The organism is Catellatospora methionotrophica, from assembly GCF_011297335.1.
GTDB classification, from domain to species: Bacteria; Actinomycetota; Actinomycetes; order Mycobacteriales; family Micromonosporaceae; genus Catellatospora; species Catellatospora methionotrophica.
Genome location: NZ_JAAOTJ010000001.1, coordinates 1044223 through 1070848, shown reverse-complemented (window position 1 = coordinate 1070848; position 26626 = coordinate 1044223). Strand labels below are relative to the sequence as shown.

Annotated in this window: 19 protein-coding genes; 14 read left to right on the top strand and 5 right to left on the bottom strand. The window is 70.7% G+C overall.

The genetic code is table 11. The annotated features are described in order from the left end of the window. From HAV40_RS04645 to HAV40_RS04595, 11 genes are all read left to right on the top strand, one after another. Positions 1–1779 carry an ABC transporter ATP-binding protein gene (locus HAV40_RS04645; protein WP_166379275.1) on the top strand — a complete coding sequence of 593 codons (1779 nt, stop codon included), beginning with the start codon at positions 1–3 and terminating at the stop codon, positions 1777–1779. A 118-nt stretch (positions 1780–1897) separates the two neighbouring features. Further along, a complete protein-coding gene (locus tag HAV40_RS04640; protein WP_166379274.1) occupies positions 1898–4120 on the top strand; it encodes a M4 family metallopeptidase in 2223 nt (740 codons plus the stop codon). A gap of 209 nt (positions 4121–4329) precedes the next feature. Continuing rightward, positions 4330–6339 carry an AbfB domain-containing protein gene (locus tag HAV40_RS04635; RefSeq protein ID WP_166379272.1) on the top strand — a complete coding sequence of 670 codons (2010 nt, stop codon included), beginning with the start codon at positions 4330–4332 and terminating at the stop codon, positions 6337–6339. A 29-nt stretch (positions 6340–6368) separates the two neighbouring features. Then, entirely contained in the window at positions 6369–6626 is a 258-nt protein-coding gene (locus HAV40_RS04630; protein ID WP_166379270.1) for a DUF6289 family protein, read from the top strand. Positions 6627–6837: 211 nt separating this feature from the next. Beyond that, a complete protein-coding gene (locus HAV40_RS04625) occupies positions 6838–7974 on the top strand; it encodes a sensor histidine kinase (RefSeq protein WP_166379268.1) in 1137 nt (378 codons plus the stop codon). Next, positions 7967–9094, top strand: coding sequence for a hypothetical protein (locus HAV40_RS04620; RefSeq protein ID WP_166379266.1), 1128 nt, complete (start codon positions 7967–7969; stop codon positions 9092–9094). Before HAV40_RS04625 ends, HAV40_RS04620 begins: the two co-directional genes overlap by 8 nt. After that, a complete protein-coding gene (locus tag HAV40_RS04615) occupies positions 9052–9759 on the top strand; it encodes a response regulator transcription factor (protein ID WP_166379264.1) in 708 nt (235 codons plus the stop codon). The genes HAV40_RS04620 and HAV40_RS04615 overlap by 43 nt, the downstream gene beginning before the upstream one ends. A 79-nt stretch (positions 9760–9838) precedes the next feature. Then, the gene (locus tag HAV40_RS04610; RefSeq protein ID WP_166379262.1) at positions 9839–11464 is read left to right on the top strand and encodes an FG-GAP-like repeat-containing protein; all 1626 of its coding nucleotides are present in this window, start codon (positions 9839–9841) and stop codon (positions 11462–11464) included. A gap of 40 nt (positions 11465–11504) precedes the next feature. Further along, complete coding sequence (locus tag HAV40_RS04605; RefSeq protein WP_166379260.1) at positions 11505–12998, top strand: CHAP domain-containing protein; 1494 nt, start codon at positions 11505–11507, stop codon at positions 12996–12998. A gap of 168 nt (positions 12999–13166) precedes the next feature. Then, complete coding sequence (locus HAV40_RS04600) at positions 13167–13364, top strand: hypothetical protein (RefSeq protein ID WP_166379258.1); 198 nt, start codon at positions 13167–13169, stop codon at positions 13362–13364. A 616-nt stretch (positions 13365–13980) separates the two neighbouring features. Next, a complete protein-coding gene (locus tag HAV40_RS04595; RefSeq protein WP_166379256.1) occupies positions 13981–18225 on the top strand; it encodes a LamG-like jellyroll fold domain-containing protein in 4245 nt (1414 codons plus the stop codon). 104 nt (positions 18226–18329) lie between these two features. Here the strand turns inward: HAV40_RS04595 and HAV40_RS04590 are convergent, their stop codons facing one another. Next, a complete protein-coding gene (locus HAV40_RS04590; RefSeq protein WP_166379254.1) occupies positions 18330–19874 on the bottom strand; it encodes a molybdopterin-dependent oxidoreductase in 1545 nt (514 codons plus the stop codon). Positions 19875–20131: 257 nt separating this feature from the next. Then, positions 20132–20884 (bottom strand): SDR family NAD(P)-dependent oxidoreductase, encoded by a 753-nt coding sequence (locus HAV40_RS04585; RefSeq protein WP_166379252.1) that lies wholly within the window; start codon positions 20882–20884, stop codon positions 20132–20134. 196 nt (positions 20885–21080) lie between these two features. On the opposite strand from HAV40_RS04585, the gene HAV40_RS04580 reads away from it, so the two are divergent. Together HAV40_RS04580 and HAV40_RS04575 are read left to right on the top strand one after the other, a co-directional pair. Further along, a complete protein-coding gene (locus HAV40_RS04580; protein ID WP_166379250.1) occupies positions 21081–21338 on the top strand; it encodes a hypothetical protein in 258 nt (85 codons plus the stop codon). A gap of 57 nt (positions 21339–21395) precedes the next feature. Beyond that, positions 21396–22022: a pyridoxamine 5'-phosphate oxidase family protein gene (locus tag HAV40_RS04575; protein ID WP_166379248.1), complete on the top strand. Its 627-nt coding sequence runs from the start codon at positions 21396–21398 to the stop codon at positions 22020–22022. 11 nt (positions 22023–22033) lie between these two features. Here the strand turns inward: HAV40_RS04575 and HAV40_RS04570 are convergent, their stop codons facing one another. After that, positions 22034–22906, bottom strand: a complete 873-nt coding sequence (locus tag HAV40_RS04570; RefSeq protein ID WP_166379246.1) for an alpha/beta fold hydrolase — start codon at positions 22904–22906, stop codon at positions 22034–22036. 340 nt (positions 22907–23246) lie between these two features. Further along, entirely contained in the window at positions 23247–25334 is a 2088-nt protein-coding gene (locus HAV40_RS04565; protein WP_166379244.1) for a M6 family metalloprotease domain-containing protein, read from the bottom strand. Positions 25335–25532: 198 nt separating this feature from the next. Here HAV40_RS04565 and HAV40_RS04560 point away from each other — a divergent pair, with 198 nt between their 5' ends. Further along, complete coding sequence (locus tag HAV40_RS04560) at positions 25533–26216, top strand: subtilase-type protease inhibitor (protein ID WP_166379242.1); 684 nt, start codon at positions 25533–25535, stop codon at positions 26214–26216. Between the two features lie 210 nt (positions 26217–26426). Here the strand turns inward: HAV40_RS04560 and HAV40_RS04555 are convergent, their stop codons facing one another. Beyond that, on the bottom strand, positions 26427–26591 hold the full coding sequence (locus tag HAV40_RS04555) for a hypothetical protein (RefSeq protein WP_166379240.1): 165 nt from the start codon (positions 26589–26591) through the stop codon (positions 26427–26429). Between the last annotated feature and the right edge of the window lie 35 nt (positions 26592–26626).

Here is a 26626-nt window from a genome sequence, read left to right as displayed (position 1 = left end):
ATGCTGAAGGCGATCACCGGCCTGCTGCGCCTGTCCTGGCGGCAGGACCGGCGCAAGATGACGGTCGCGCTGGCGCTGATGGCGGGCAACGCCGTCGCGGTGCCGCTGGCCGCGCTCGCGCTCAAACACCTCACCGACAATGCCGCCGCCGGGCGGGTCCAGGCCGCGGCCTGGTCGGGCGTGGCCGTCGCGGCCGCCGCGATCGCGGCCCTGACCTGCGCACACTTCGCGCACATCGCGTACTTCGAGGTGTCCGAACTCAACGTGCTCAGCACCGACGAGCAGCTCATCGCGATCAGCAACGGCACCGCGCACCTGGACCACCACGAACGGCCCGAACACGCCGACCGGATGGCCCTGGCCCAGGACGAGTTGCAGCGCATCGGCGAAGGACTGCAGGCGGTGCTGACCGGCGGCTCCCTGGCCGTCAGCCTGCTGCTGACCACCGTGCTGCTGACCCTGGCGCACCCGGCGCTGGTGGTGCTGCCGTTGCTGGCGGCGCTGCCGCTGCTGGCCGGCCGCCGCGCCCAGGCCGCCGCCGACCGGGCCCGCGAGGACAGCACCGTCGACACCCGGCAGGCCCGGCACCTGTTCGAGCTGACCACCGACGCCGCCTCGGCCAAGGAGCTGCGCCTACTCGGCCTCGTCGAGCACCTGCAGCAGCGCTACGCCGCCCACTGGCGGCGTGCCACGGCCCGGATCTGGCGCGGCGAGCTGACCGCCGGGCTGTGGCGGGCCGCCGGGCAGGCCGTGTTCGCCTGCGGCTACGTAGCGGCCCTGGTCCTGGTCGTCGGCGACGCCGTACGCGGCCACGCCGGCGTCGGTGACGTCGTGCTCGCCGTCGTGCTGGCCTCGCAGCTCAACCAGCAGGTCACCGCCGCCGTCACGATCACCCAGCAGCTCGTGCGCAGCGGCCGGTCGCTGCGCCGCCTCGACGACGTCCGCGACCTCGTCCGGGCCCCGCACACCACGCCCGGCGCGCCGGTGGCCCCGCCCGCGCGGCTCCTGGAAGGCATCCGCCTGCGCCACGTCACGTTCGCCTATCCCAGCGCGGCCGAACCCGTGCTGCACGACGTCGACCTGCTCCTACCCGCCGGCAGCACCGTCGCGATCGTCGGGGAGAACGGAGCCGGCAAGACGACCCTGGTCAAGCTCCTCAACCGGTTCTACGAACCCGACCAGGGCGAGATCCTGGTCGACGGCGTCGACCTGCGCCACCTCGACCTCGACGCCTGGCGCGCCCGGACCACCGCGGTGTTCCAGGACTACGCCCGCCCCGAACTGACCGCCCGGCTCGCCGTCGGCATCGGCGACCTGCCCCGCGCCAAGGACGACACCGCGGTACGCACCGGCCTGGCCCGCGCCCACAGCACCGTCACCGAACACCTGCCGTACGGCCTGGACACCCGCCTGGGCCGCGGCCACGCCGACGGCGGCGTCGACGTGTCCGGGGGGCAGTGGCAGCAGTTCGCCCTCGGGCGGGCCATGATGCGCGACGCCCCGCTGCTGATGGTGCTCGACGAGCCCGCCTCGGCCTTGGACGCCGAGGCGGAGCACCGGTTGTTCGCGCGGTACGCCGACGGCGCGGCCCGGGTCGCCGCCGACAGCGGCGGGGTGACCGTGTTCGTGTCGCACCGGTTCTCGACCGTCCGCGCCGCCGACCTCATCATCGTGATGGGTGACGGGGGAGTGCGCGAGATGGGCACCCACGACGAGCTGATCCGCCTCGACGGGGTGTACGCGGCCCTGTACGCCACCCAGGCCGCAGCTTACCGGTGAGGCTCACGCTGTCGGATAAAATGTAGATCATCAATATTTACGTGTGTGAGTGTCTTCGATATACATGGACTGCCGTGGCGACATCCACGGCAAACCATGCTGTTCGGAGAGGACGCACATGCGACGTACCCTCGCGGGCGCCACCGGCGCACTGCTGCTGGCCGCCCTGCTCACCCCGCTGTCGGGCGGCACGGCCACCGCGGCACCGGCCGGACCCCCGACCCTGGCCGACGTGGCCACCGCCGCGCTCGCCCGGCACCGGGACACGATCCACGGAACCGACGCCGAGACCTACACCGTGCGCCGCACGATCGCCGACCCCGGCGGCACCGGGCACGTCCGCTACGAGCGGACCTATCGCGGCCTGCGCGTGTACGGAGGCGACCTGGTCGTGCACACTGCCCGCGACGGAGCGTTCGCGGGCGCCTCGACCAGCCTCACCGCGCCGCTGGCCGTCCCCACCACCCCGAAGACCACGGCGAACGAGGCCCGGGCCGCCGCCGAACGGGCCTTCACCGGCACGGTGACCACGGTCGGCGTCCCTGACCTGTTCGTTGACGCCAGCCGCCCGGCTGCGCCGAAGCTGGCCTGGGAGACCGTCGTGCGCGGCTGGGCCCCCGACGGGCAGACCCCGTCGGTGCTGCATGTCATCACCGACGCCCGCACCGGGGCGGTCCTGGGCGGCTTCGACGAGATCGAGCACGTGCTGGGCACCGGCAACTCCATGTACTCCGGCACCGTCCCGCTCGACACGACGCTGACCTCGTCGTCGCCGGTGACGTACTCGCTGATCGACCCGTCGCACGGCAACAACCGGGTGTGCAGCATGGGCGGCGCGACCGGCGGCGGCTGCGCGACGATGACCGACGCCGACAACGTGTGGGGCAACGGCCTGCCCACCCACGTGCAGACCGCGGGAGCCGACGCGCACTTCGGCGCGGCCAAGACCTACGACTACTTCAAACTCGTCCACGGCCGGTGCGGGATCTGGGGCGACTGTGTGGGAGTCACCTCCCGCGTGCACTACGGCAGCAGCTACGTCAACGCGTTCTGGGACGGCGTCCAGATGACCTACGGCGACGGCGCGGGCGGCCTCAAGCCGCTGACCGCGCTGGACGTGGCGGGTCACGAGATGAGCCACGGCGTCACCCAGGCGCTGGCCGGGCTGATCTACTCCGGTGAGTCCGGCGGCCTCAACGAGGCGACCAGCGACATCTTCGGCAACATGGTCGAGTTCTACGCGGGCGTCACCGCCGACCCGGGCGACTACACCGTCGGCGAGAAGATCGACATCTTCGGCACCGGGGCGCCGCTGCGCTACATGTACAACCCGGGCCTCGACGGCGCCTCGCACACCTGTTACGGCCCGACCACCCCGAGCGTCGACCCGCACTACTCCTCCGGGGTCGGCAACCACTTCTTCTTCAACCTCGCCGTGGGCACCGGGGCCACCGCGTACGGCACCAGCCCCATCTGCGGCTCGGCCGCGCCGGTCGTCGGCATCGGCCGCGCCAAGGCTGAGAAGATCTGGTACCGGGCGCTGGACGTGTACTTCACCTCCGGCACCACCTACGCCGCCGCCCGCACCGGCACCCTCGCCGCCGCGGCCGACCTCTACGGCTCCTGCTCCATCGAGCACAAGGCCGTGCACCTGGCCTGGGCGGCGGTCAACGTCATCGGCGTCAACCCCTGCGCGGCACCCGCGGCGGGCAGCGTCGTCTGGCTGCGCGCCGACACCGGCGTCACCACCAGCGCCGGCAAGGTCACCAACTGGGCCGACCAGAGCGGCACCGGCCACCACGCGAGCATGCCCGTGGCTGCCCGCCAGCCGAGCCTGGTCGGCGCCGTCGTCAACGGCAAGCCGGTGGTGCGTTTCGGCGGCAGCCAGTCGCTGAGCCTGGTCACCGTCAACCCCACCACGTTCACCGTTTTCGTCGTCGGCAAGAACACCAAACCGACCGAGACGTACAGCATGATCCTCGGACCCGGCGGCGACAACGCCAACAACCAGCTCCGCTGGGAGAACGGCACCCAGGCCCTCGTCTACGGCAGCAACGGCATCCCCGCCACGACCAGCACCGTCGGCAACACCCGGGTCTTCCACGACCTGGTCGTGCGGTACGACGGCGCGACCCTGCGGGTCTACCGCGACGGGACCCTGTACACCTCGACACCGGTCGCCGCCTCCGGCGGCTGGTCGATCAACCAGATCGGGGCGTACTACTCCTCGTCGTTCATGCAGGGCGACCTCGCCGAACTGCTCGTCTACCCGAGCGGGCTCAGCGACGCCGACCGCGTGGCCACGCAGAACTACCTGAAGTCCAAGTACGCCCTGCCCTGATGACCGGCGCCGGTCCCGCCCCGTCCGGGCGGGACCGGCGTAAGGCCCGCCACGTCGGCTGTGCCGCCCGCACGTTGTGCCGGATCGCAGGGCCGACGGAGCGGCCTGGTGGGTTTGCGAAAGACATGTGGTCGACGGTCGTCGATGCCCTACGCTTCCGTCCATCCGGGAGCGCTCCCAGTCCCGGAATCGTCCTGAAGGGAGCCGCCATGCTCCGGCGACCACTCGCCATCCTGACCGCAGCGCTGCTCGCCGCCACGGGACTGGCCGCCACACCACCGAGCCCGGCCGCCGCCGTCGGCGGAACCCCGGTCAGCCCCGACGCGGCCATGTACCCGCGCGCTGTCCGCCTGGCCCACAGCGGCACCGCCAACGGCCGCCTGCTGCTGACCACCACCGGCTTCCCGCCCGGCGGCCCGGTGGGCGCGATCAGCGAGAGCACCGACGGCGGCGTCACCTACCGCCGGGTCGGCACCGTCGCCGACACCGCCGCCCGCGCGGGGCTGTGCTGCACCACTCTGTTCGAACTGCCCCGCCAGCTCGGTGCGCTGCCCGCGGGCACACTGCTGTGGGCGGGCAGCATCGGTCAGGACGGCGGCGGCACCCGGCGCATGTCGCTGCGCGTTTGGCACAGCGGCGACCTCGGCCGCAGCTGGACCTACCTGTCGACGGCGGTCGAGTCCGCGAACAGCGGAGGCCTGTGGGAGCCGGAGTTCGCCGTCGATGCCTCAGGACGCCTGGTGCTGCACTTCGCCGACGAGAGCCAACCCGGCCACAGCCAGCTGCTGGCCCGCGTGCTCACCACCGACGGCAGGCAGTGGGGTCAGCGCACCTGGACCGTCACCGGCACCGCCGCGGGCCACCGGCCCGGCATGCCCTCCGTACGGCGGCTGCCCGGCGGAAGCTACCTGATGGCGTACGAGGTCTGCGGCTACGGCGGCCAGTTCGACTGCGCCGTACGCCACCGCACCTCACCCGACGGCTGGAACTGGGGCGACCCCGCCGACCTCGGCCCGCTGGCCCGCACCGCAGACGGCCGCTACCTGGTGGCGACACCGACCCTGGCGGTCGCCGCGTCCGGCCGGGTGCTGCTGGTGGCGCAGCAGATCCGCAACGCCGACGGCTCGACCGCCGCGGTCAACGGCGTGGCGCTGCTGACCGCGAACCCGGCACTGGACGGCTGGAACGTGCTGCCCGCCCCGCTCGGCGTGCCCGCGGCCGCCACCGGCGTATGCCCCCACTACAGTCCCACCCTGGTCCCGCTCGACGGCAACGGCCTGGCCCAGGTCACCACCGAACCCGGCACCGACGGCGTATGCCGTGCCCACGCCGCCGCCGCGCTGCTGCCCCCGGCGGTCGCGCAGACCGGCGCCCTGAGCGCCGTCGGCGGCACCTGCGTGGACGCGGCCGCAGGCGGCGACGCCGACGGCGAAGCGGTGCAGCTGTGGACCTGCAACACCGCCGCCGTACAGCGGTGGACCTGGCGTCCGGACGGCTCGCTCACGGTCAACGGCCGCTGCCTCGACGTGCCCGGTGCCGCCACCGGCAACGGCACTCCGCTGCAGATCTGGTCCTGCAACCAGCTGCCCAACCAGCAGTGGCTGCGCCGCCCCGACGGGACCCTGGTCCACCCGCGCTCCGGCCGCTGCCTGGACTCGCCCGGCGGTGCGACCGGCAACGGCACCCGCCTGCAGTTGTGGGACTGCAACGGCTCGCCCGCGCAGCGGGTGATCCCGGCCGCGCTCACCCCGCCGCTGCGGCCCGGCGACAGCGTGTCGTTGCGGGCGACCACACCCGGCCAGGCCGACCGGCGGCTGCGCCACCAGGACCGGCTGGCCGTGATCGCGCCGATCGGTTCCGGCAGCCCGCTGGCGGACCGTCGTGACGCGACATTGATCGTGCGCCCGGGCCTGGCCGACCCGTCCTGCGTATCGTTCGAGGCCGCCGGGCTGCCGGGGGAGTACCTGCGCCACGCGGGCTACCGGGTGCGGCTGGCCCCCGACGACGGGTCGGCACTGCTGCGCGCCGACGCCACCTTCTGCCCCGTGCCCGTCGGGCTGGGAGAGGTGGCGCTGCGCTCGCACAACTTCCCCGACCGGCGACTGCGCCACTACGCGTCCGCGGTCCACATCGCCGTTCCCGGCGGTGGCCAGCCCTTCGACGCACCCGCGGGGTTCACCGAGGACAGCACCTGGGCGGTGGATCCCGGCCTTGCGTGAGCGCGCATTCATTGATGAGTATCGACCGCATGGTTCGTCGACTGATGATCGCCGCGGCGGTGGCCGCGCTGGGGTTCGGCATCGCCCCCGCCTCGCCCGCCCTCGCCTACGGCCAGTGCGCCGCGAACACCAAGTGCGGCTGGCTCTACTACGCCGACGCCGCCCGCACCCAGCTGCAGGGCGGCCACACCACCAACTGCCAGGGCGTGGTCCTCGACTGGGGCATCAAGGCAGGCTACTCCACCTACCTCGTCGAGGGCTGCGACGACCGGCCACCCGTCGAGTAGGCGATCATAGTATTTGAGCTGCGTACGGACTGCCGTGGACGGGAACGGGGCAGCCCGTGCGGTGCCCCGATGGGTTAGGCCGTTCGGGCCAATCCGCCGGGCCGGCTCATCGATCGATGGCGACCCTCCGAACAGCTCGATATCGTGCGCATGCCATGGCCTGAGCTGCTGAGGGCCACCACGTTCGAGGGCGGCAGAGGGTGGCAGGATCATGGGCGCAGCGACGGTCGGCACCTCCGCGCCGCCGCTGCGGGCCACCACCGCACGGCTCGCCGCCTGGGCAAGGCTGGGCCTCATGGCCGTGGCCGTCACCCTGGTCCCGCTGACCCTAGTGGCCCCGGTCAGCGCCGCGACGTCGCTGACCGTCCTGGCACTGGTGGCCGCCTGGACCTCGGCATACGCGTACACCGCGCTGCGCACCGGCCTGACGGGTGCACTGACCTGCGCTGACACACTCATCACTGCGGCGACCTGCCTGAACATCGGGCAACTCGTGCCGCTGCAACAGGTCACCGCAGGCGCGAGCTGGGTGCAGGTCCTCCTGACGACCTGCCTGCTCGGCATCTGTTTCGTCTGGCCCTGGCAGGTGTCGGTCCCGGTCGGCCTGACACTGGCGGCCGTGTTCGCCCTCGGCCTGCGGCTCGCCGGCGTGCCGGCCCTCGGCGCGGGCGCCGTGGCAGTGGCGCAGGTGCTGCTGATCGCGACAGTCATGGGACTGGTCCGCCGCGCCGGACGGGACGCGGACGTGACCCTCGCCGCAGCCCAGGCCGACGCCCGAGCCGCCGCGATCGAGCAGGCCCGCCGCGGTGACGAGCTGCGCCAGCTCAGCCTCCTGCACGACACTGCTCTGGCCACCCTGACCACGATCGCCGCGGTCGACACCACACCGTTCGCCGCGGTCGTGCGCCAGCGGTCCGCCTCCGACGTACGCGCGCTGAGCGGTCCGGCCACGAAACCGGAAATCGGCGCGGTGTCACTGCCGGAACGGCTCGCCGCCGTCGTGGACCAGGCGCCGCCGGAACTGCGGGTGCGGCTGGCATCCGCCGCGTGCACCGTGCCCGGTGACGTCGCCGAAGCGCTGTGCTGCGCCGTCGGCGAGGCACTGGTGAACGTGAGCCGCCACGCGGGCGTCCCCGACGTCGAGGTACGGGTCGAGGCGCCACCTGGTCGCGTGATCGTCCACGTCGCCGACCACGGAGCGGGTTTCGACCTCACCACGGTCGGCCCGCACCGCTACGGTGTGCGGAACTCCATCACGGGCCGACTCGACGCCGTCGGCTGCCGCGTTCACCTCGCATCGGCTACCGGCGAAGGAACTCGCTGGACGTTCGAGTGGCCCCATGAGTGACCCCGCCGCCGCCGTCGTCGCGACGCGGTACGCCCGCGGCACCGCCGTCGCCGCCTGCCTCGTCGCCGGTGGCTGGCACGTCGGCAACGACCTCACCGCCCTGCTGACCAACTGGCACGCCTACCGCCCCGGCGGCAACGTCGTCGGCACGGTGGTCTGGGCTGCGTACGCCCTCGTCGGAGTGGTCGCGGCGCTGCGGATGGCGGGCCGCGACGTGCCCGCCTGGTCGACCGCGGCCGGACTGGGTCTGCTCCTGGTCGGCACACCCGCCGTCACCGCCATGAGCCCGCCCGACCTCGCCTTCAGTTTCGGCAACTGGTCCTGGGGCACCGTCGGCTGGTTCGCCCAGCTCCTGCTGTGGCGCCGTCCGCTGGGCCACCTGCTGGCCCTGCTGGCCGTCAACGGCGTACTGATGATCCTCACTGTGGCGGCCACCGCCGGCGTACAGCAGCTCGACGTCGCCCGGTGGGGCATGATCCTGTACGGCACCGCCGCGCTGCAGGTGGTGCTCGCCTTCGGAGCACGTCGGCTGGAGTTCGAGGCGACCCGCGCCGCGGCCGCCGCGGCCGAGCGCCATCGGATCGCCGCGCACGAGGCCGCCGGGCAGCTTGTGCACCACTCCCGCCAGAGCCGCTACCAGACCAGCGCGCGCACCGCGAGCGAACTGCTCGCCGCCGTGGCTGCGGGTAGCGCCGACCCGGCCGACCCTGCGGTCCGGCGACGAGCCGCGATCGAGGCTGCCCGGCTGCGCCGGCTGCTGGCCGAACACGACGACGTGCCGCAGCCGCTGCTGCACGAGCTGCGCGCCTCAGCAGACATCGCCGAACGGCGCGGAGTGTCGATCGACCTGGACGCAGTCGGCACCGTCCCGCCGCTGCCAGCCCAGATACGCCGAGCACTGGTCGACGGGCCGCTGCATGTGATCGCCGCGGCCCGCACGGCCGCCCGGATCTCGGTGGCCGCCGGGCACGGCAGGGTGAGCGTCGGGGTCGTCGCCGACGCAGACGCCGACCCCGGCGTCCTCACCCGGGCCGGTCAGGCGGTGACCGTCGACTGCCATCGGGAAGGGGACCTGACATGCCTGCGGAGCACCTGGCACGCCGCGTCGACGTCGCACTGATCGACGACCACCCGGTGGTGCTGGAAGGCATCCAGTCGTGGATCAGCCGCGACCCGCTGCAGCGGGTGCGAGTCGTCGCCTGCGGATCAGACCCCGACGCCGTTCTCGCCGGACCCGGCGGCGACGCCGACGTGCTGGTCCTCGACCTGAATCTGGGCGGTGTCCTGATGCTCGACCGCGTCGCGGACCTGAGCGCCGCCGGCCGCCGGATCGTCGTGTTCACCCACGACACCGACGAGCACACCATCCTGGCCGTGCTCGACCGCGGGGCATACGCCTACCTCGCCAAACACGAGGGAGCCGCGCACTTCGTCGAGACGATGGCCGCAGCCGCCGCGGACCGTCCCTACGTCACACCGTCGGTCGCCGGGGCGATGTGGGCCGACACCCGCGGCAGCCGTCCACAACTGTCCGAACGCGAACTCGACGCCCTCCTGCTGTGGTTCCAGGGCATGTCGAAAGCCTCGGTGGCGCTGCGCATGGGCATCTCCGTACACACCGCCACGCAGTACATCGACCGGGTGCGGATCAAATATGCCAAGGCGGGACGGCCGAGCCCCACGAAGGCGGCGCTGCTCGCGCGCGCGATCGAGGACGGGCTGATCACGGCGAGCGAAGTCGGCGAGTACCGGTCCCGTGCGGCCGACCCGAGCGTTGACCCCTGATCGAGGGTCGTGCCGCGGCACGGCTCGGCCGCTGTACTTCAGACGTCGCGCTCCACCCCGACGTCAGAAGGCAGTGACCATGAAGTTCGACCGAGTTCCAGCCGCCCCGCAGGCCCCATCGCCTTTCCCCGTCCGCGCCGCGGCCACGCTGCGCGCCACCGTGTTGGCGCTGCTGCTGGCCGCGGTGGCCCTGCCCGCCGCGCCGGCCCACGCGGGCGCGTCATCGTCGACGCACCCGATCCCAGGCGGCGGCTCCGCCGGAGTGACCGTCCTGTGTGGTCCTGACCAGGCCTATTCCTGTACGTCCGGCGGGTACGGCGGACAGAGCGCGGGCTGGCCCGGCGCCCGCTACGGTGCGGGCATCGCGAGTGCCAACAGCCACGGCTACCACAACTGCACCCTGTATGCCGCCTACCGGCTCGCCGCCAACGGGCTGGCCGATCCGGGCTGGAACGACAACGCCAACGCGTGGGACACCCGCGCCCCCGGAACTCTCGTCGACCAGAACCCCGCCGTGGGCGCCATCGCCCAGTGGAACAGCGGGTACGGGCATGTCGCCTACGTCGAGGTCGTTCACCCCGACTACATCGAGATCACCGACGACAGCTACGGCAGCAACGTCACCCGGCGGCTGCGCATCGCCCGGACCTCGCCGACCTGGCCGGACAACTTCATCCACCTTCGTGACGTGGTTGTCGTCGACCCGGTGACCGCGACCGACGTCAGCGCCTTCTACCGCTACGACGGCGACCAGGTGAACCTGTGGACATGGCACGGGCAGCCGGGCGGCGTCAGCGATCCCGTCGGGTCGTGGACGGCGTCGGGCTGGGACGCGACCCGGATCATGCCGGCAGGCAAGGGTGACCTCGACGGTGACGGTTCGGCGGACCTGGCCACGTTCTACCGCCACGACGGCGGGATGCTCGACATGAACGTCTGGTACGGCACCGCCGGCGGTTTCACCCTAGGCCGGCCGTGGCACGTCGACGCTGCCTGGGAGGGTCAGCGGCTCACGCCCGCCGGAGTCGGTGACTTCAACGGCGACGGCCGCGCCGATGTGGCCGCGTTCTACCGCTACGACGGCAACCAGGTCAACCTGTGGATCTGGTACGGCCAGCCGGGCCGCGCGATGAGCGCGCCGGTGATCGCCTGGACCGCGTCGGGCTGGGACGCGACGCGGATCATGCCCGCGGGCGTGGGTGATCTGAACGGTGACGGCCGCCCGGATCTGGCGACGTTCTACCGCCACGACGGCGGGATGCTCGACATGAACGTCTGGTACGGCACCACCGGCGGGGTCACCCTCGCCCGGCCGTGGCACATCCCGACAGCCTGGGAGGGTCAGCGGCTCACGCCCGCCGGGGTCGGTGACTTCAACGGCGACGGCCGCGCCGACGTGGCCGCGTTCTACCGCTACGACGGCAACGAGGCCAACCTGTGGATCTGGCACGGCCAGACCGGGGGAGTGAGTGGCCCCACCGGAGCCTGGACCGCGTCGGGCTGGGACGCGGCCCGGATCATGCCCGCGGGCGTGGGCGATCTGAACGGTGACGGCCGCCCGGATCTGGCGACGTTCTACCGCCACGACGGCGGGATGCTCGACATGAACGTCTGGTACGGCACCACCGGCGGCGTGACCCTCGCCCGCCCATGGCACATCGCCACCGCGTGGGAAGGCAACCGCCTCACCCCGGTCGGCCGCTGACCCCATCCCATCCCCGCCCACCCGAACACAAGGAGATCCCGTGCTCTACTCCAGAACACACCGGGCCACCCGCATGCTGCGGCTCGCGGTGCTGACCTTCGCCACCGCGAGCACCGTGGCGCTTCTGCCGGCGGTCGCATCGCATGCCGCGGTGTCGAACACCACCCACCCCATTCCGGGCACCGGTTCGAGCGGCGTGACCGTGGTCTGCGCACCGCATCCGGGCTACGCGTGCACGGGCGGCGGCTACAGCGGCCAGAACACGGGCTGGCCCGGCGCCCGGTACGCCGCAGCGGCGAGTGTCAACTCCTACGGCCGCCACAACTGCACTCTCTACGCGGCCTACCGCCTCGCTGCCAACGGCCTGGCCGATCCAGGCTGGAACGACAACGCCAACGCGTGGGACACCCGCGCCGCGTCCGGCGGGGCGCTCGTCGACCAGACCCCTGTCACCGGCGCCATCGCCCAGTGGAACAGCGGGCTCGGGCATGTCGCCTACGTCGAGGTCGTGCACGCCGACTACATCGAGATCACCGACGACAGCTACGGCAGCAACGTCACCCGGCGGCTGCGCATCGCCCGGACCTCGCCGACCTGGCCGGACAACTTCATCCACCTGCGCGACGTCGGGGCCGGCGGGCACCTGCGGCAGTTCTACGTGGCCAACGGCAGCTGGACCGCCTTCGACCTCAGCGCCGCCACCGGCGTATCAGTCGCCGGCAGCCCCGCCTCCGGGGCCGGTGGCCTGTGGGCGCGCGACACCAACGGCCAGCTGCGCCAGTTCTATGTCGCCGGCGGCGGCTGGACGGCGTTCAACGCCAGTGCTGCGACGGGGGTGCAGGTGGCGGGAGACCCGGTTCCTGCGGACGGTGTGGTGTGGGTGCGCGACGCGGGCAGTCATCTGCGGCAGTTCTATGTCGCGAACGGGAGCTGGACGGCGTTCGACCTGAGCGCGGCGACCGGGGTGAACGTCGCCGGTGACGCGGCTCCGGGAGCGGGCGGGCTGTGGGCGCGTGACGTCAACGGCCAGCTGCGCCAGTTCTACGTCGCCGGCGGCTGGACGGCGTTCAACGCCAGTGCTGCGACGGGGGTCCAGGTGGCAGGTGATCCGGTTCCTGCGGACGGTGTGGTGTGGGTGCGTGACGCGGGCAGTCATCTGCGGCAGTTCTATGTCGCGAACGGGAGCTGGACGGCGTTCGACCTGAGCGCGGCGACCGGGGTGAACATCACCGGCGACCCGGCCCCCGGGCCCGGCGGGCTGTTCGCCCGTGACACCAACGGCCACCTGCGGCAGTTCTTCGTCGCGAACGGCAGCTGGACGGCATTCGACGTCAGCGCGGCGACCGGGGTGAACATCACGGGCAGCCCGAGCCCGGACAGCGGTGCGGTCTGGGCGCGGGACACCAACGGCCACCTGCGGCAGTTCTTCGTCGCGAACGGCAGTTGGACGGCGTTCAACGCCAGCGCCGCCACCGGCGTCCCGATCAACGGCGATCCGGTCGCGCTGAGCGGGGGCGTCTGGGCGACGAGCTGAGTCCGGGTAACCGCGAGGACCGGGGACTGGGCCGGGCACCGCTGGGTGCCCGGCCCACCCGGATGCGCTGATGTCGATGTCCGGGCGCTGTGACTCACACGGAGTGCGACGCCGCGTACGCGCTGTTGCATAGATTGCGGTGGTCCCTTAGATCGAGAGGAGCCAGCCGTGGCCGAGTATTCCGGTGCCGTCGAGACCGCCCGCAAGCAGGTGGCCGCCGCCCATGCCGTGCTCGCCGGACACCGGCCCTCGTTGTATGGATGCTGCTCGTGCGGCCGCCACCTGCCGTGCAGTGTGGCACTGGCCTGCGCCCGCTCCAGCGCCCACCACACCGGCATCCTCGCGCTACTGCGCCCGGCCGGGTAGGCGGCCGTCGTCGCAGCTCGTCCGGGTCACCCGCAGGCGCGGCCGGCGATGTCAGGGGCCGCCGCGAGCAGCGCGTCACGTTCCGCGGTGGCGGAGGGATCGGACAGCCGGCGCATGTTTGCCATGTGACCACAGCAGCGGTGATGACAGCTGGTTCGTCGCCGGGATCGGTTGTCGGTTGGGCGTGGCCGAACCGGCGCGGATCGGTCTGATGTGGCGCATTACGTGACGGCACCTCAAAGGATCATCCGCGGGGTGCCGATCCGGCGGCTGAACCGCCAGTGTCGGCTGTCCGGTCAGCCAGTGTCGGGCCGATCGGCCAGCAGTTGGGACCGGCCTCTTGACGGTGTTGACGGATCTCCATACCTTCACTGCCAACATCCATTATCAACGGGGGAACACCATCATGATGCGTCCCGCATCTGCGGTTCGTGCTGCCTGGAGACAGGCGGCCGCAGCCGCAGCACTTCTTATCGCCGGCTCGGCGAGCATTATCGCCGCGGCGCCGGCCGAAGCCGCTCCCGTCACCGCTGTGACGCCGGTGGCTGCCAAGCCGGCCAGTCGCGCCGACGTCGCCGCAGCCGGCATTGCCGCCGCGCGGCGATCTGCTCGGGAGATGGGCCGGGCGATGGAGATCCCGGTGTTGACGTCGGCGACCACGCGGGTGTGGGCGCAGCCGGACGGCAGTGAGACCGCTGAGATCTCGGCTGGTCCGGTGCGGCTGCAGCGTGATGGCCGGTGGCTGGATTACGACTTCACGCTGGAGCGTCGTGCTGATGGCACGGTGGCGCCGAAGGTGCACCCGCATGATCTGGTGATCTCGGGTAAGGCCGGTGCCGGTGAGCATGACCTGGCGACGCTGAGCGCCGGGGGTGAGCGTCTGGGTTTCGGGTGGAGCGGCGTTCTGCCGGAGCCGGTGCTCGAGGGCGCGAAGGCGACCTATCCCGAGGTGGCGGCCGGTATCGATCTGGTGGTCGAGGCGCGGCCGACGGGTTTCGAGCAGTTCTTCATCGTGAAGGACCGCGCGGCGGCGGCCCGGGTGGCGGGCCTGCGGGCGCCCCTGAAGGCGGGCAAGGCGTCGTTCGTGGCCAAGCCGGACGGCTCGGGTGAGTTCCGCGGCGCGCAGGGTGTGGTGGCGCGGATGCCGGTCGCGCTGATGTGGGACGCGCAAGGTCTGGACGCGCGCGGTGAGCGTAAGCGCCAGGCGAAGGTCGCGGTGGATGTGGCCGAGGTCGAGAGCGGTGGCCGGACGGTCGGTCGGGATGTGCGGCTGGCTCCGGATCTGGCGTGGCTCAACGATCCCGCGACGAGGTATCCGGTGGTCGTGGATCCGGGTATCGAGGTCGATCACGGGGTCGGGTTCGACGAGTTCGTGCAGAACACGATCGACCTGTCGGACAACCAGTCGAAGACGGAGTTGAAGGTCGGCTACACCAACGACGGCTGCCAGTGTTACGCGCGCAGTTACCTGCGGTTTGACGGGTTGACCGCGTTCGGCGGGGCGAAAATCCACTCGGCGCAGCTGAACCTGTGGCAGACGTGGTCGCACAACTGCACCGCGACGACCTGGAAGGCGGCGCGTACCACTCACGTCGCCGGGTGGGTGCAGTGGAACAACGAGCCCACGCACATGGAGGCGGCTGGCTCGTCGACCGACTCCAAGGGCTGGAACAGCAGCTGCGCGGCGGGCTGGATCGACGTCGACGTCGCGGCCGCGATCGACGACACGTTCAACGCCCGTGGCGACTCGGCCAGTATCGTGATCATGTCGGACAACTGGAACATCGGGTCGTGGAAGAAGTTCTCCTCCGCCGAGGGCGGCATGACCCCGCACATCAAGCTGAGCTACAACCGGGTGCCGACGGTCTCCGACGTCAAGGCCCAGGGCGACCCGACCTGCCGCACCGGTGCCGGTATGCGGCTCTACCTCAACACGCTGACCCCGACGTTCTCGGCCTATGTCGGTGATGAGGACGCCCAGAACGTCAGGCTTCAGGTCGAGATCACGCCGCTGGGCGGCAGTGCGCGGCCGCTGGTGGAGTCCACGGTCGGGGCGCGTAACAGCTACCTGAACGTCACCGTGCCGGGCGGCCAGGCCCTGGCGGTGAATACCGTTTACACCTATCGGGCCCGTGCGGTGGATCTGGCACCGGACGCGTCGGTCGTCGACGTGTCGGGCTGGAGCCCGCCGTGTGAGATCCAGTATGACGCGACGTCGCTGGACAACGCCCCGGTGATCGAGGGTGTGCCGATGGTCGACGCGAACGGTGACGGCGAGTTGTGGCCGGTGCTGAACTTCGGGCGTAGCACCCCGGTGACGTTGCGGCCGGGTGCCGGTGACGGCGGGGAGGTGCTGCGTTACAGCTACGGCTTCCACCCCGACCGGGTCGGTGACAGCAGTGTGAGTGTGCCTGCCGGGCCTGACGGGTCGGCCACGGTGATGGTGACCCCGTGGGAGGTCGACGGCGGCAACGTCCCGGCGGGTGACTCGATGCTGTACGTGCGGGCGTTCGCGGCCAACGGCAGTATCGCCAGTTCCAAGCTGGCCAGTATGCAGGTGTTCTTCGACGCCACCGGCATGGTCGACGGCAACGGGCAACTCCTGGCGCAGCCGCGCAGGAAGGACGACGTCAACGGCGACGGGACCGCGGACCTGTCCGGGTTCCGTGACCTGGGCAACGGCAAAGCCATGTTCTACCAGTACTCGGGCAGGGCCGATGGCAGCCTGCTGGAGCCGGTGTCGCTGATGACCACCAACTCCTACACCGACGCCGACACCAAGGTCGTGCGCGGCGACTTCAACGGCGACGGCAAGCAGGACTTCGCCGCGTTCAAGAACGTGGGCCCGAGCAGCACCACGGTGTCGCTGCTGCGCTCGACCGGCAACATCCCGACCGGCGACATGCTCGCCGACATCCAGGTCAAAACCCTGCCCTACGCCCTGGCGTCGATCAAACCCGTCGCCGGCGACGTCAACGCCGACGGCAAGGACGACCTCGTCTTCGGCCAGGCCATCGACAGCACCCGCTGGATGCTCAAAACCATGCTCGCCTCGGTCGACGCCCACGGCGACACCAACCCCAACAACGACGAGGTCCTCTTCGCCAACGCCACGAACTGGCTCGCCGCCGACGCCCAGTCGGTGCTGTCCAACATCACCCTGCTGATCGGCGACTTCGACAAGAACCCCGGCGCCGACATCATGGAGGCCTACGACCACGGCGGCTGCCGCACCGCCATGTACCTGCACGCCAACCAGAACCTGACCACCTTCGGCCCCGGCGTGTCGATCTGGGACTCCAACAACACCGGCGGATGGTGCTCGGCCAACGCCAAGTACACCGTCGGCTCCTACGCCCTGGGCTACGGCCTGGACGGCGTCGTGGCGACGTACGACCTCGCCGGCTGCCAGATGGGCATCTACACCTTCACGCCCAAGTACGTCTACAACCCGCAGCAGCAGACCGACGTGTTCGTGTTCGAGCCGCACCGCCAGCAGTTCGTCACGTCGGGCACGCAGTACTGGTGCGCGCCCTCCTCCGCGGCGCTGCTGTCGATGGTCGACCTCACCGGCGACGGCAAGGAGGACCTGATCTACGAGTACGGCTGCTGCGGCCCGCACCAGCAGCGGGTGTGGATGTTCACCGCCACCGGCAACTCCGCCGCCGGCACCACGTTCCAGACCCGCACCCTCAAGTGGCAGGGAGCACTCGGCCCGGCCGGCACCGGCTCGGTCAAACGCGACGCCACCACCCGCTACCAACTCGTCGCCAAGCACTCGGGAATGTGCCTGTCGGTCACCGGCGGCAGTACGGTCGAACACTCGGCCACCTCACAGCAGCCCTGCTCGGCCGCGGAACTCAACGAGCAGTTCACCCTGGAGGAGCGGGGGGCGGCCTACGTCCGGCTGCGGCCTGTGCACGATCCGGGCAAGTGCCTCAACGTCTCCGGGGGCCTCGGAGACGATGGACGCCCGATCATCAGCAGTTCCTGCACCGCCGGTCAGGTCAACGAATCGTGGGAGATGAGGTACCACTCCGGTTTCACCAGCGTGCCGGGCGTCCCGCAGGCGGGCGACATCGTCGTCCAGCTCCTGTCGAACATGTCGGGTAAGTGCATCGGCATCTCGGCTGTCAGCATGGCGGCCGGGGCGGCGGCGATCCAGTGGGGCTGCAACGGCTCAGCCGACCAGTACTTCTACCTGCGCCCGTTGCCGCCGGCGCCGACCGGCACCAGCCCCGTCGCCTCCTGGAACATGAACGGCACCGGCGGCACGCTGGCCGACGGCACCGGACGCGGCGCCACCGCGACGGTATCCGGGGGCGGCACCCAGGGCAGTGGCGTGCTCACCCTGAACGGCACCACCGGCCATGCCACGACGGGCGGCCCGGTGCTGGACACCAGCAAGAGTTTCACCGTGGCCGGCTGGATGAAGCCCACCGCGCTGAACAGCTGGTACCAGACTCTCGTCGCGCAGGAAGGCAGCCAGTACAGTGCCTTCTACCTGCAGATGATGCCGTCAGGAAGCTGGCACTTCTCGATCATCAACAACGCCAACAGCACCAGCTGGCAGTTCGCCGAAGTCATCGCGCCGACACCCGCGCAGATGGGGGTCTGGACCCACCTCACCGGGGTCTACAACGCCGCCAACGCCACCATCACCCTTTACATCAACGGCGCCGCGGTCGGTACGGCGGCGGCACCCACGGGTGTCAGCGTCAGCGGGACGATGATCCTCGGTGCGGCGACGTCGCTCGGACGGGTCGACTTCGTCAACGGCGCCATCGACGACATCCGGGCGTACGACCGCCCCCTGACTGCGACACAGGTCGGCGCGCTCTACACGGCCGGTCGCGCCTGACCGACCGCGCCGGCAGCGACGACGCCCCGGTGATCGTCGCTGCCGGCGCCCTGCCCCCGCGCGGGCACTGCCGGGTGGGGCGACGCCGACCGAGACGGGAGCGGCTAGGCGACGGTGACTGCCAGGGTGTGCCAGCCGGTGGCACCGTCGGGGAACGGGGCCGCACGTTGTTCAGGCTGTGTCTGGCCGGTGCCGTCGGTGGCGCGTACCCGCAGGCTGTGGCCGCCGGGGGTGGCCCGCCAGGGGTGCCGCCACTGGACCCAGGTGTCCTTACCCTCGGTGGGCAGCAGCTCGACGGGTTCCCACGGGCCGTCGTCGACCTGAAGTTCGACGGTGCGGATGCCGCGGCCCTGCGCCCAGGCCACGCCCGCGACGGTGACCGTGCCGGCGGCGACCTTCGCGAAGGCACCGGGCCGGTCGATGCGCGAGGCGGTCTTGACGGGGGCTTGGCGGGCCCAGCCGCGGCGGACCCAGTAGGCGTCGAAGTCGGCGAAGCGGGCCAGTTCGATCTCGGTGATCCATTTGCAGGAGCCGGCGTAGCCGTAGACGCCGGGGGTCAGCATCCGTACCGGGAAGCCGTTGGCGGGCGGCAGTGGTTGTCCGTCCATGCCGACGGCGAGCATCGCGTCGCGTCCGTCGAGCACGGTCTGGGTGGGGATGCCGAGGGTCATGCCGTCGACGGAGCGGGCCACGAGCTGGTCGGCCCCGGGGTGGATGCCTGCCTGGCGGAGCAGCGGCGCCAGGGGCACGCCGAGCCAGCGGGTGGTGCCGATGTACGGGCCGCCGACTTCGTTGGAGACGCAGTTGAGGGTGATGTCGCGTTCGATGAGCCCGAGATCGAGCAGCTGGTCGAAGTCGATGGTGACGGGCCTGTCGACCATGCCGTGGATGCGCAGCCGCCACTGCGCGGCGTCGATGCGGGGGACGGTCAGGGCGGTGTCGACGCGGTAGAAGTCGGCGACGGGGGTGTAGAAGCCTGGGCTGGTGTTGCGGGGGCCGGCCGGTTGCGCCGGGGCGGGCAGGTTGATCGCCGCGCGGGATTGTTCGGAGGAGCCTGACACGAGGCCGCGGATGACGGCGCTCAGGGCGCCGGTTGCCATCGACCCGCCGGCGATGGCCAGGGCGGTGATGAGCAGGCGGCGGCGTCCGGACGGCGCGGTCGGCTCCACGGTGCCAGTGCTCGCACCGACCGGCGCGGCCGGACCGGGGGAGGCCGGCATCCGGGTGATGAGGGCGCCGAGAGCGAAGGCGGCCACGACGGCCGCGACGAGCGACGGCAGGGCGTCTGACGGCTCGGCCGCCGGCCGGGTGAGGACCGCGGCCGCGCCGAGCAGGCCGAGTCCCGCGGCCGCGGCCTGTGCGAGCCTGGGTCTGCGCCTGGCCAGCACGCCTACCGCGGCCGCGGCGATGATCACGATCACGGCGATGGACGACAGCAGCAGCGGCTTGTCGTAGGTGCCGAAGGTGCGGACCGCGTACTCCTTGACCGGTGTCGGGGTCGCGTCGATCACCGCTGAACCGATACCGATCAGCGGTGAGGCCTCCGGGCGCACGATCGCCGCGCAGAGTTCGGCCGCGGCCAGTCCGGCCGCTGCGGACAGCACGCCGGCGAGGGCGTACCTGACGACTGCGGGTGTGCTGATCGGCATGGTGGAGGCCTTTGCGGGAGAGGGCCCGCCGGGTAGGACCGGCGGGCGCCGTCGACGGTGAGGTCCGGTGGCGTCTCCGGCCGGAAACCAGGACGGCCGTTGCGTGCGGACTCCGGTGAGTCCGACTTCACCGGGGATTCGGAGGCCGTGCCGGAACGGATGGGTCTCTGATGAAAATTTCGAGTCCGACTACGCCGTTCAGGCGGAGTCGGACTCGCGGCCCAGCTCCGCCTGAACGGCGTAGTCACCCGGCGCTTTCAGACCTGGTTGAGCCCGCCGTCGACGAACACGTCGCCGCCCGTCATGAAGCTGCTCGCTCCGGAGGCCAGGAACACCACGACGTTTCCCACCTCTTCGGGGCGGCCCATGCGGCCCAGCGGCAGCGACTTGGCGAACTCGTCCTTGAGCTCCTTCGCGGCGGCCTCGTTCGGGGCCAGGCCGGTGATGCCGGGCGTCTCGATGGGCCCGGGGCTGATCGCGTTGACCCGCACCTTCCGTTCCGCGAGCTCGGTTGCCCAGGTACGTGCCAGGGCTCGCACGGCGGCCTTGGAAGCGCCGTAGACACCGAAGGCCTTGGCGCCCCGGGTGGCCGCCGTCGACGCGTTCAGGATCACCGAGGCGTCCTCGTTGAGCAGGGGAAGCGCCTTCTGGACCGTGAACAGCAGGGCCTTGACGTTCAGCCCGAACGTGTCGTCGAAGTGCTTCTCGGTGACCTGCTCCAGCGTGGCGAACTCGCCGCCGCCGGCGTTCGCGAAGACGATGTCCAGGCCTTGGCCGCGCGCCTTGACGGCCGCGTACAGCCGGTCAAGGTCGCCGGGCGAGGTGACGTCGCCGACCACGCCCGTCGCGCCCGCGCCGATGTCGGCCACGGCCGCGTCCACCTGCTCCTTGCGGCGGCCGATCAGGAACACGTGGGCTCCCTCCTCGGCGAGCCGTTTCGCGGCGCCCAGCCCGATCCCGGTCGTTCCGCCGGTCACCACGGCTGTCTTGCCCTCAAGCTGCTTGCTCATCTCGAATCCCCGTCCGCGGCGTCTGCCGCTTCATTGTTCGGCCGACGTTGTCGCCGAGCTGTGCCTGGCTACTTCCTCGATCAGGTTGCATCTCCATACCTCTGATGATCACAATGAAGGTCAGATAAAGGTCATTTAACCCTCAAGGTGAACATTTTGTGGCTGGAGATCGCAGGAGCAGCTGTTCCTGGCGGCCATGCCCGGCACCCGCGACGTCGACCTCGTCGTCGAGGGCGGCCCGCGGACACTGCCCGAACGGGTCGCGGCCGCCTACGTCGACCGCATGGAGCACGGCTTCAGAGACGATCCACTGGTGGCGGTCCTGCGCAGCGCGGTGCTCATCGGCGTCAGGTTCTGCCGGTACGTCGTCGGGGTCGGGCCGGTGGCTCAGATGAGCCCCCAGCAGCTGCAGGAGCACCTGACCCGCCTGGTCAGAAGCGCGCTGTTCGACTGACGGGGCGCTGAACGCCGACTTCGGCCTGGGGGCCGGCGCCGCATGCCACAGTGAGGAATGAGCGAGAGCTACGCCTCGATCGCGTTCACCCGGCACGTCCGCCAGGCACAGGAGCGCTACGGCAGCCGGGCCGCAGCCCAGCGGCTCGGCGACAGCGTGCCTGGCGGCGGGGAGCCCCGGGATCCGCTCACCGCGTTCGAGGCTGACTTCATCGAGCTGCGCGACGGCTTCTACCTGGCCAGCACCTCCGACACCGGGTGGCCGTACGTGCAGTTCCGGGGCGGGCCGCCCGGGTTCGTCAAGGTCCTCGACGAGCACACCCTCGGCTGGGCCGACTTCCGTGGCAACCGGCAGTACATCAGCGTCGGCAACATCGCCGGTGACGACCGGGTGAGCGTCTTCTTCATGGACTATCCGCGACAGCTGCGGTTGAAGGTGTTCGGCCACGCCAGCGTCGTCGACGTGCGCGACGACCCGTCGCTGGCGCAGGCCCTGACGGTCGAGGGCTACCGGGCGAAGGTCGAGCGGGCGGTGACCGTCACCGTCGTGGCGTTCGACTGGAACTGCCAGCAGCACATCACGCCCCGTTACTCGGCCGAGGAGCTGCGGGCGGTCATCGGGCCGATGCAGGAGGAGCTGGAGCGCCTGCGGGCCCAGGTCCGCGGCGGCGCGGCCGAGGCCTGACAGCGGTGTGTTCAGCCCTTGGCCGGCAGTGTGCCCAGGAAGCCGCGGATGTAGCCGGTGATGGCGTCGAGGTGGGTCTCCAGTGCGAAGTGCCCCGCGTCCAGCAGGTGGATGTCGGCGTCGGGTAGGTCGCGCTGGAACGCGCGTGCGCCGTCGGGGCCGAAGATCTCGTCGTTGCCGCCCCAGACCGCCAGCAGCGGGACCTGGCTGCTGCGGAAGTACTCCTGCAGGGCGGGGTAGCCGTCGATGTTGGTCGGGTAGTCGTGGAAGAGCTTCAGCTGGATCTTGTCGTTGCCGGGGCGGTCGAGCAGTGTCTGGTCGTGCAGCCAGTTGTCGGGGCTGACCAGGCTGGGGTCGGCCGCGCCGTTGAGGTACTGCCAGCGGGTGGCGTCCAGGGTGAGCACCTTGCGCGCGCCGGGCTCGGTTTCGGGGTTGGGGTTCGCGGCGTAGGCGAACAGGTCCTTCCAGAATGGCTCGACGAAGCCTTCCATGTAGGCGTTGCCGCTCTGGGTGACGATCGCGGTGACCCTGTCCGGTGCGCGCATGGCCAGGCGCCAGCCGATGGGTGCGCCGTAGTCGTGTACGTACATGGCGAATCTGCCGACGCCGATGTGGTCGAGCAGTCCTGCGGTGAGGTTGCCCAGGGCGTCGAAGGTGTAGTCGAACTCGGTGACCGAGGGCTGGGCGGACTCACCGTAGCCGAGGTGGTCGGGTGCGATGACGTGGTAGCGGTCGGCCAGCGCCGGGATCAGGTTGCGGAACATGTGCGAGCTGGTCGGGAATCCGTGCAGGAGCACGAGCGTCGGTGCGTCGGCCGGTCCGGCTTCGCGGTAGAACAGCTGCTGTCCGTCGATGGTCGCGGTCAGGTGCCGTACAGGAACCATGGTCTGCTCCGATGCCTCGGTGAGTGTGTCGAACCGGGGCCGCCGCTGGCCGGCTCTGCGATGCCGACGTCGATGTCTGATACAGGGAGGTTCGATCCCTAATCGTATAGCCAGGGTCGCGAAACGGGGCAGAGCAGGAGCATACGGACCCGAGATTCAGTGGATGACCCACAGCCGACGCTCCGTACCGACGAGACTCGGCGAACCGGACAAAAGGCGCATTCAAGCGGCTCGCGCGCACGACGCGTTCGTGCCGGGCCGGCGAGTGTGGGTGCCCGAGCCGGAAACGGCGGGAGACGGCCTCGGCCGGCTCCCGCCGTCACTGCTCACCGTGAGAGCCCTAGGCGATGGTGCAGGTCGCGGTGGCCGACTTCGTCCGGTCACTCTCCGAGGTCGCGGTCAGCCGGATCTGGGCGGCCGATCCGGCACCCGCCGCACGCTTGGCGTGGACCTGCACCGGCACGGTCTGGCCGAACTTGGCCGTGACCACGGTCGACGGCAGGGCGGTCGTCCATCCCGAGCTGGTCGTCGTCGCCGAGATCCGGTACACGTCGGCGGCGACGTAGGAGGTCACGTCCTCCGGGTGGCCGGAGGGCACGGTCCCGGCCCGGCCGGTGTTCTGCACTGACAACGTGCAGCTGGTCCAGCCGTCGGCCGGTGCCGACGGCGCGGTGGCCGGGGACACGGCCACCCCGCGCTGGTGCTGGCCCGCACCGTCGAGCGAGCGTACGGCGACGGTGTAGGACAGGACCCCGGCGCCGTCGCGCTGGATGTCGAGCACGTACACCTGCAGCCGGTTGGCCTGGTCGACGTACTCGTACTCGCTGCCCGAGTCGGTGCCGGCGTGGAACAGCGCGTCGGACAGCTGCCGGTAGTCGCCGATGGTCATCTTCTGCGGGGTGCCGTCGGGCCGTACGAAGTCGGTCTGGTCGATGTCCTGCGGGTTGGCGTCGACGGTCCAGATGAACGGAGCGGTGTCGCTGTTCTTCGTCTTGGCCAGCAGCACGCCGGAGTCGGGGGTGAACGAGTCGAAGCCCATCCGGTCCACGACCTCGATGGTGTAGTTGTTGTACCCGCCGCCGTCACACCGCGGGTCGGTGCTGACGCTGCAGCTGGGGCTGCGGTCCCCACCGTCCAGTGCCACGTTCAGGCCGGTCAGCCCGGTGGTGCCGGGCTGCACGGCGCGGGCGGTGACCCGCGCGACCACGAGCCCGGAGCGGGACAGTGCGTTGCGGGACAGCCGCAGCACGTTGCGCTCGTCGACGATCCCGAGCTTGATCTTGTTGCGGAGCATGTGCTGCGCGCCCATGCTGGCACCTCCCGTGGCCGGGATCAGCCACCGGCTGTGCGGCCCGCCCGGTCCGTTGAACGTTCCGCGATCGAGCATCTCCCACGGCCCGCTGTAGGCGCGCCGGGCCGGCGTCGAGTACGGGTTGTTGTAGTTGTCGGCGATCCCGAGGATGTGGCTGAACTCGTGGGCGTACACCGACATGCCGGAGCTCTCGGCCTGGGTCGAACTGCCACCGCCGGCGTTGGGCCAGATGTTGGCCGACGCCTGCCACGAGGTCCACTCGACATACCGGGTGTAGTTCCAGTTGGGCAGCCCGGCGTCCGGCGGGCCCCACGGCTCGGTGACGCCGGCCTTCGTGGCGAACTTCATCTCGCCGAACTCCTGCCAGGTCGACGACTCGTCCTGCCCGGCGCTGAGATAGAAGACGAAGTCGTACTGGGCGACCACGGCACTGCCGACGGCGGCGACCCAGGCGGCGCGGGCATCGGTGCGTAGGTCACGCTGGCAGGAATCACCGCTCGGGCAGCCCGCGCCTCGCTGGAAGCTCTCGATGCCGTACTGGTGGCTCTTGGCGGGCATCTGGTACACGCCGAACGCCCCGAGTTCGATCCCGTACCGGCCGCCGGAGTCCTCCATCCAGTACTCGTGGATGGTGTGCCCGCGGTTGAGCTGGTTCGGCGTGTTGAGGAAGTCCTTATAGAACTGAGGGACCTGCGCACGCGGCAGGTTCTGCACGGCCGTCGGATTGCCGTAGATGGTGGAGCCCGCCGGCCGGGTGACGACGAAGGGCTGGTTCGGGTAGTCCACCAGCACCAGCGCGCCCTTGAAGGTACGCACCGAGCCGCGCACCGCCGGGTTCGCCCAGTTCGTACCAGGGATGGACCGGTAGTCGTCCCAGGTCATGGTGTCGGGTTGCTCGAAGTTCTGCGGGTCGATCGGTCGCGGCGCGTCCGCCGCGAACATCCGGGGCTGGACCTGCGCCCGCTGCCACGGCTGGGTCTGCGGCCAGTGCCGCCGCTGCCACGGATTCGACGGCGCGTCCGACACCGGGCCGGCCGCGACCGGCGCCACGGCCAACCCGCCCCAGGCCAGCGTCAGCACTGCGGCCCATGCCGCACCTCTTCTCCAAGCGATCATCGCGTGCCCCTCAGCAGGTAGGAGTCAAGTCATAGCAATATTGACATGCATGAGTCGATGTTCGCCATGGGTGTCAGGGTGGCTGGCATACTCCATCGCCGACCCCACTCGGAGGATCGTTGCCGGGTTCATCCGACGGCCCACAGCCGCACCCGCCGCCAAGATCGAGGTAGTCGGCGGTCGCCTATGCTCGCTGCCATGCTGCGACGTCTGGCCGTTCCGTTGGCGTTCCTCACCCCGTTGGCCCTGATCGCCGCCTGCGGCCCCGCCACGGCCACCAGCGAGTCGACGCCGGCAACATCGGCTCCGGCTCTGCTCGCCCCCTCAGCCACCGACGGCGGTGCCGCACACGGACTCCGGGACCGGTACGCAGCCACCCAGCGCCTGGCTGGGCTGGCGGAGATGCCTGAACACTCGGACGAGAAACTCGACTACGACGGGGTCGTATGCGGCCGACCGGTGCCGCTGCTGGACCGGCGCCTGGCTGCCGTGGTGCACGCCTTCGGCACTCCTGACGACGCCGAACCGCAGGACTTCGCCAACGTCAACCAGGAGACCGTCGTCTATACCAGCGAAGCCGACGCGACCGAGGCACTGCGGCAACTCTTCGACCTACTGGACGAATGCGAGCGGGATGTGGAGGCGGACCAGGTGACCGACGGTCATGCGGCCGTCGAGCTGCCGAATGAGGTCGGCCTGCCCGGCCGCGCCGTGGCCGCCACCATGACGATCCCCGAAGGTTATCGATTCCCGTACCGCTATGGCTGCCTACGGCACACCCGAGTGGTGCAATGTGTCGCCGTCTGGACCCGTTCCGTCGAACACACCGCAACGTGGTTCGACAAGGCCATCATCGTCACAGCGGAGGGCCTGCGCACCTGAAGCGCTCTCCAGGTGACAGGCGAGAGAGGTGTAGGCCGTCGTCTGTGCGGACCAGGGTCAGTGCGCCGACCCATGCGGAATCTTCTGGATAGTCCCAGCTCGTTGGGTTCGCGAGGACGTGGATCAGCTCCGCCGGGGGGACGACGTCACCGGGAGTCAGGCCTTCACGTCCGTCGTCGGTTACCCAGCTGGCATACCGGCGGACCTCGATCAGACCTTGATCGACAACAGAACATCGGCTAGGTCATGCAGTGGAAGAGTCTGCTCGGCCTCTGTGAGATCGCCGAATACGCCTGGGAGAATGTCCATCTCCATCGCGTTGACGAGGAATGCCCGCTCGATGGCTGTCAGGGTGTCCCACTCGCGCTCTGTCACGCAGGCGATCATGGCACGTGGTCAGTTCCTGGACG

Bases quoted from the DNA above. Each gene is read 5' to 3' on its own strand.
- HAV40_RS04590 (WP_166379254.1), bottom strand. From the start codon at position 19,874: ATGCCGATCAGCACACCCGCAGTCGTCAGGTACGCCCTCGCCGGCGTG.
- HAV40_RS04570 (WP_166379246.1), bottom strand. From the start codon at position 22,906: ATGGTTCCTGTACGGCACCTGACCGCGACCATCGACGGACAGCAGCTG.
- HAV40_RS04585 (WP_166379252.1), bottom strand. From the start codon at position 20,884: ATGAGCAAGCAGCTTGAGGGCAAGACAGCCGTGGTGACCGGCGGAACG.
- HAV40_RS04575 (WP_166379248.1), top strand. From the start codon at position 21,396: ATGAGCGAGAGCTACGCCTCGATCGCGTTCACCCGGCACGTCCGCCAG.
- HAV40_RS04640 (WP_166379274.1), top strand. From the start codon at position 1,898: ATGCGACGTACCCTCGCGGGCGCCACCGGCGCACTGCTGCTGGCCGCC.
- HAV40_RS04580 (WP_166379250.1), top strand. From the start codon at position 21,081: ATGCCCGGCACCCGCGACGTCGACCTCGTCGTCGAGGGCGGCCCGCGG.
- HAV40_RS04610 (WP_166379262.1), top strand. From the start codon at position 9,839: ATGAAGTTCGACCGAGTTCCAGCCGCCCCGCAGGCCCCATCGCCTTTC.
- HAV40_RS04620 (WP_166379266.1), top strand. From the start codon at position 7,967: ATGAGTGACCCCGCCGCCGCCGTCGTCGCGACGCGGTACGCCCGCGGC.
- HAV40_RS04595 (WP_166379256.1), top strand. From the start codon at position 13,981: ATGGGCCGGGCGATGGAGATCCCGGTGTTGACGTCGGCGACCACGCGG.
- HAV40_RS04630 (WP_166379270.1), top strand. From the start codon at position 6,369: ATGGTTCGTCGACTGATGATCGCCGCGGCGGTGGCCGCGCTGGGGTTC.
- HAV40_RS04560 (WP_166379242.1), top strand. From the start codon at position 25,533: ATGCTGCGACGTCTGGCCGTTCCGTTGGCGTTCCTCACCCCGTTGGCC.
- HAV40_RS04635 (WP_166379272.1), top strand. From the start codon at position 4,330: ATGCTCCGGCGACCACTCGCCATCCTGACCGCAGCGCTGCTCGCCGCC.
- HAV40_RS04565 (WP_166379244.1), bottom strand. From the start codon at position 25,334: ATGATCGCTTGGAGAAGAGGTGCGGCATGGGCCGCAGTGCTGACGCTG.
- HAV40_RS04625 (WP_166379268.1), top strand. From the start codon at position 6,838: ATGGGCGCAGCGACGGTCGGCACCTCCGCGCCGCCGCTGCGGGCCACC.
- HAV40_RS04645 (WP_166379275.1), top strand. From the start codon at position 1: ATGCTGAAGGCGATCACCGGCCTGCTGCGCCTGTCCTGGCGGCAGGAC.
- HAV40_RS04615 (WP_166379264.1), top strand. From the start codon at position 9,052: ATGCCTGCGGAGCACCTGGCACGCCGCGTCGACGTCGCACTGATCGAC.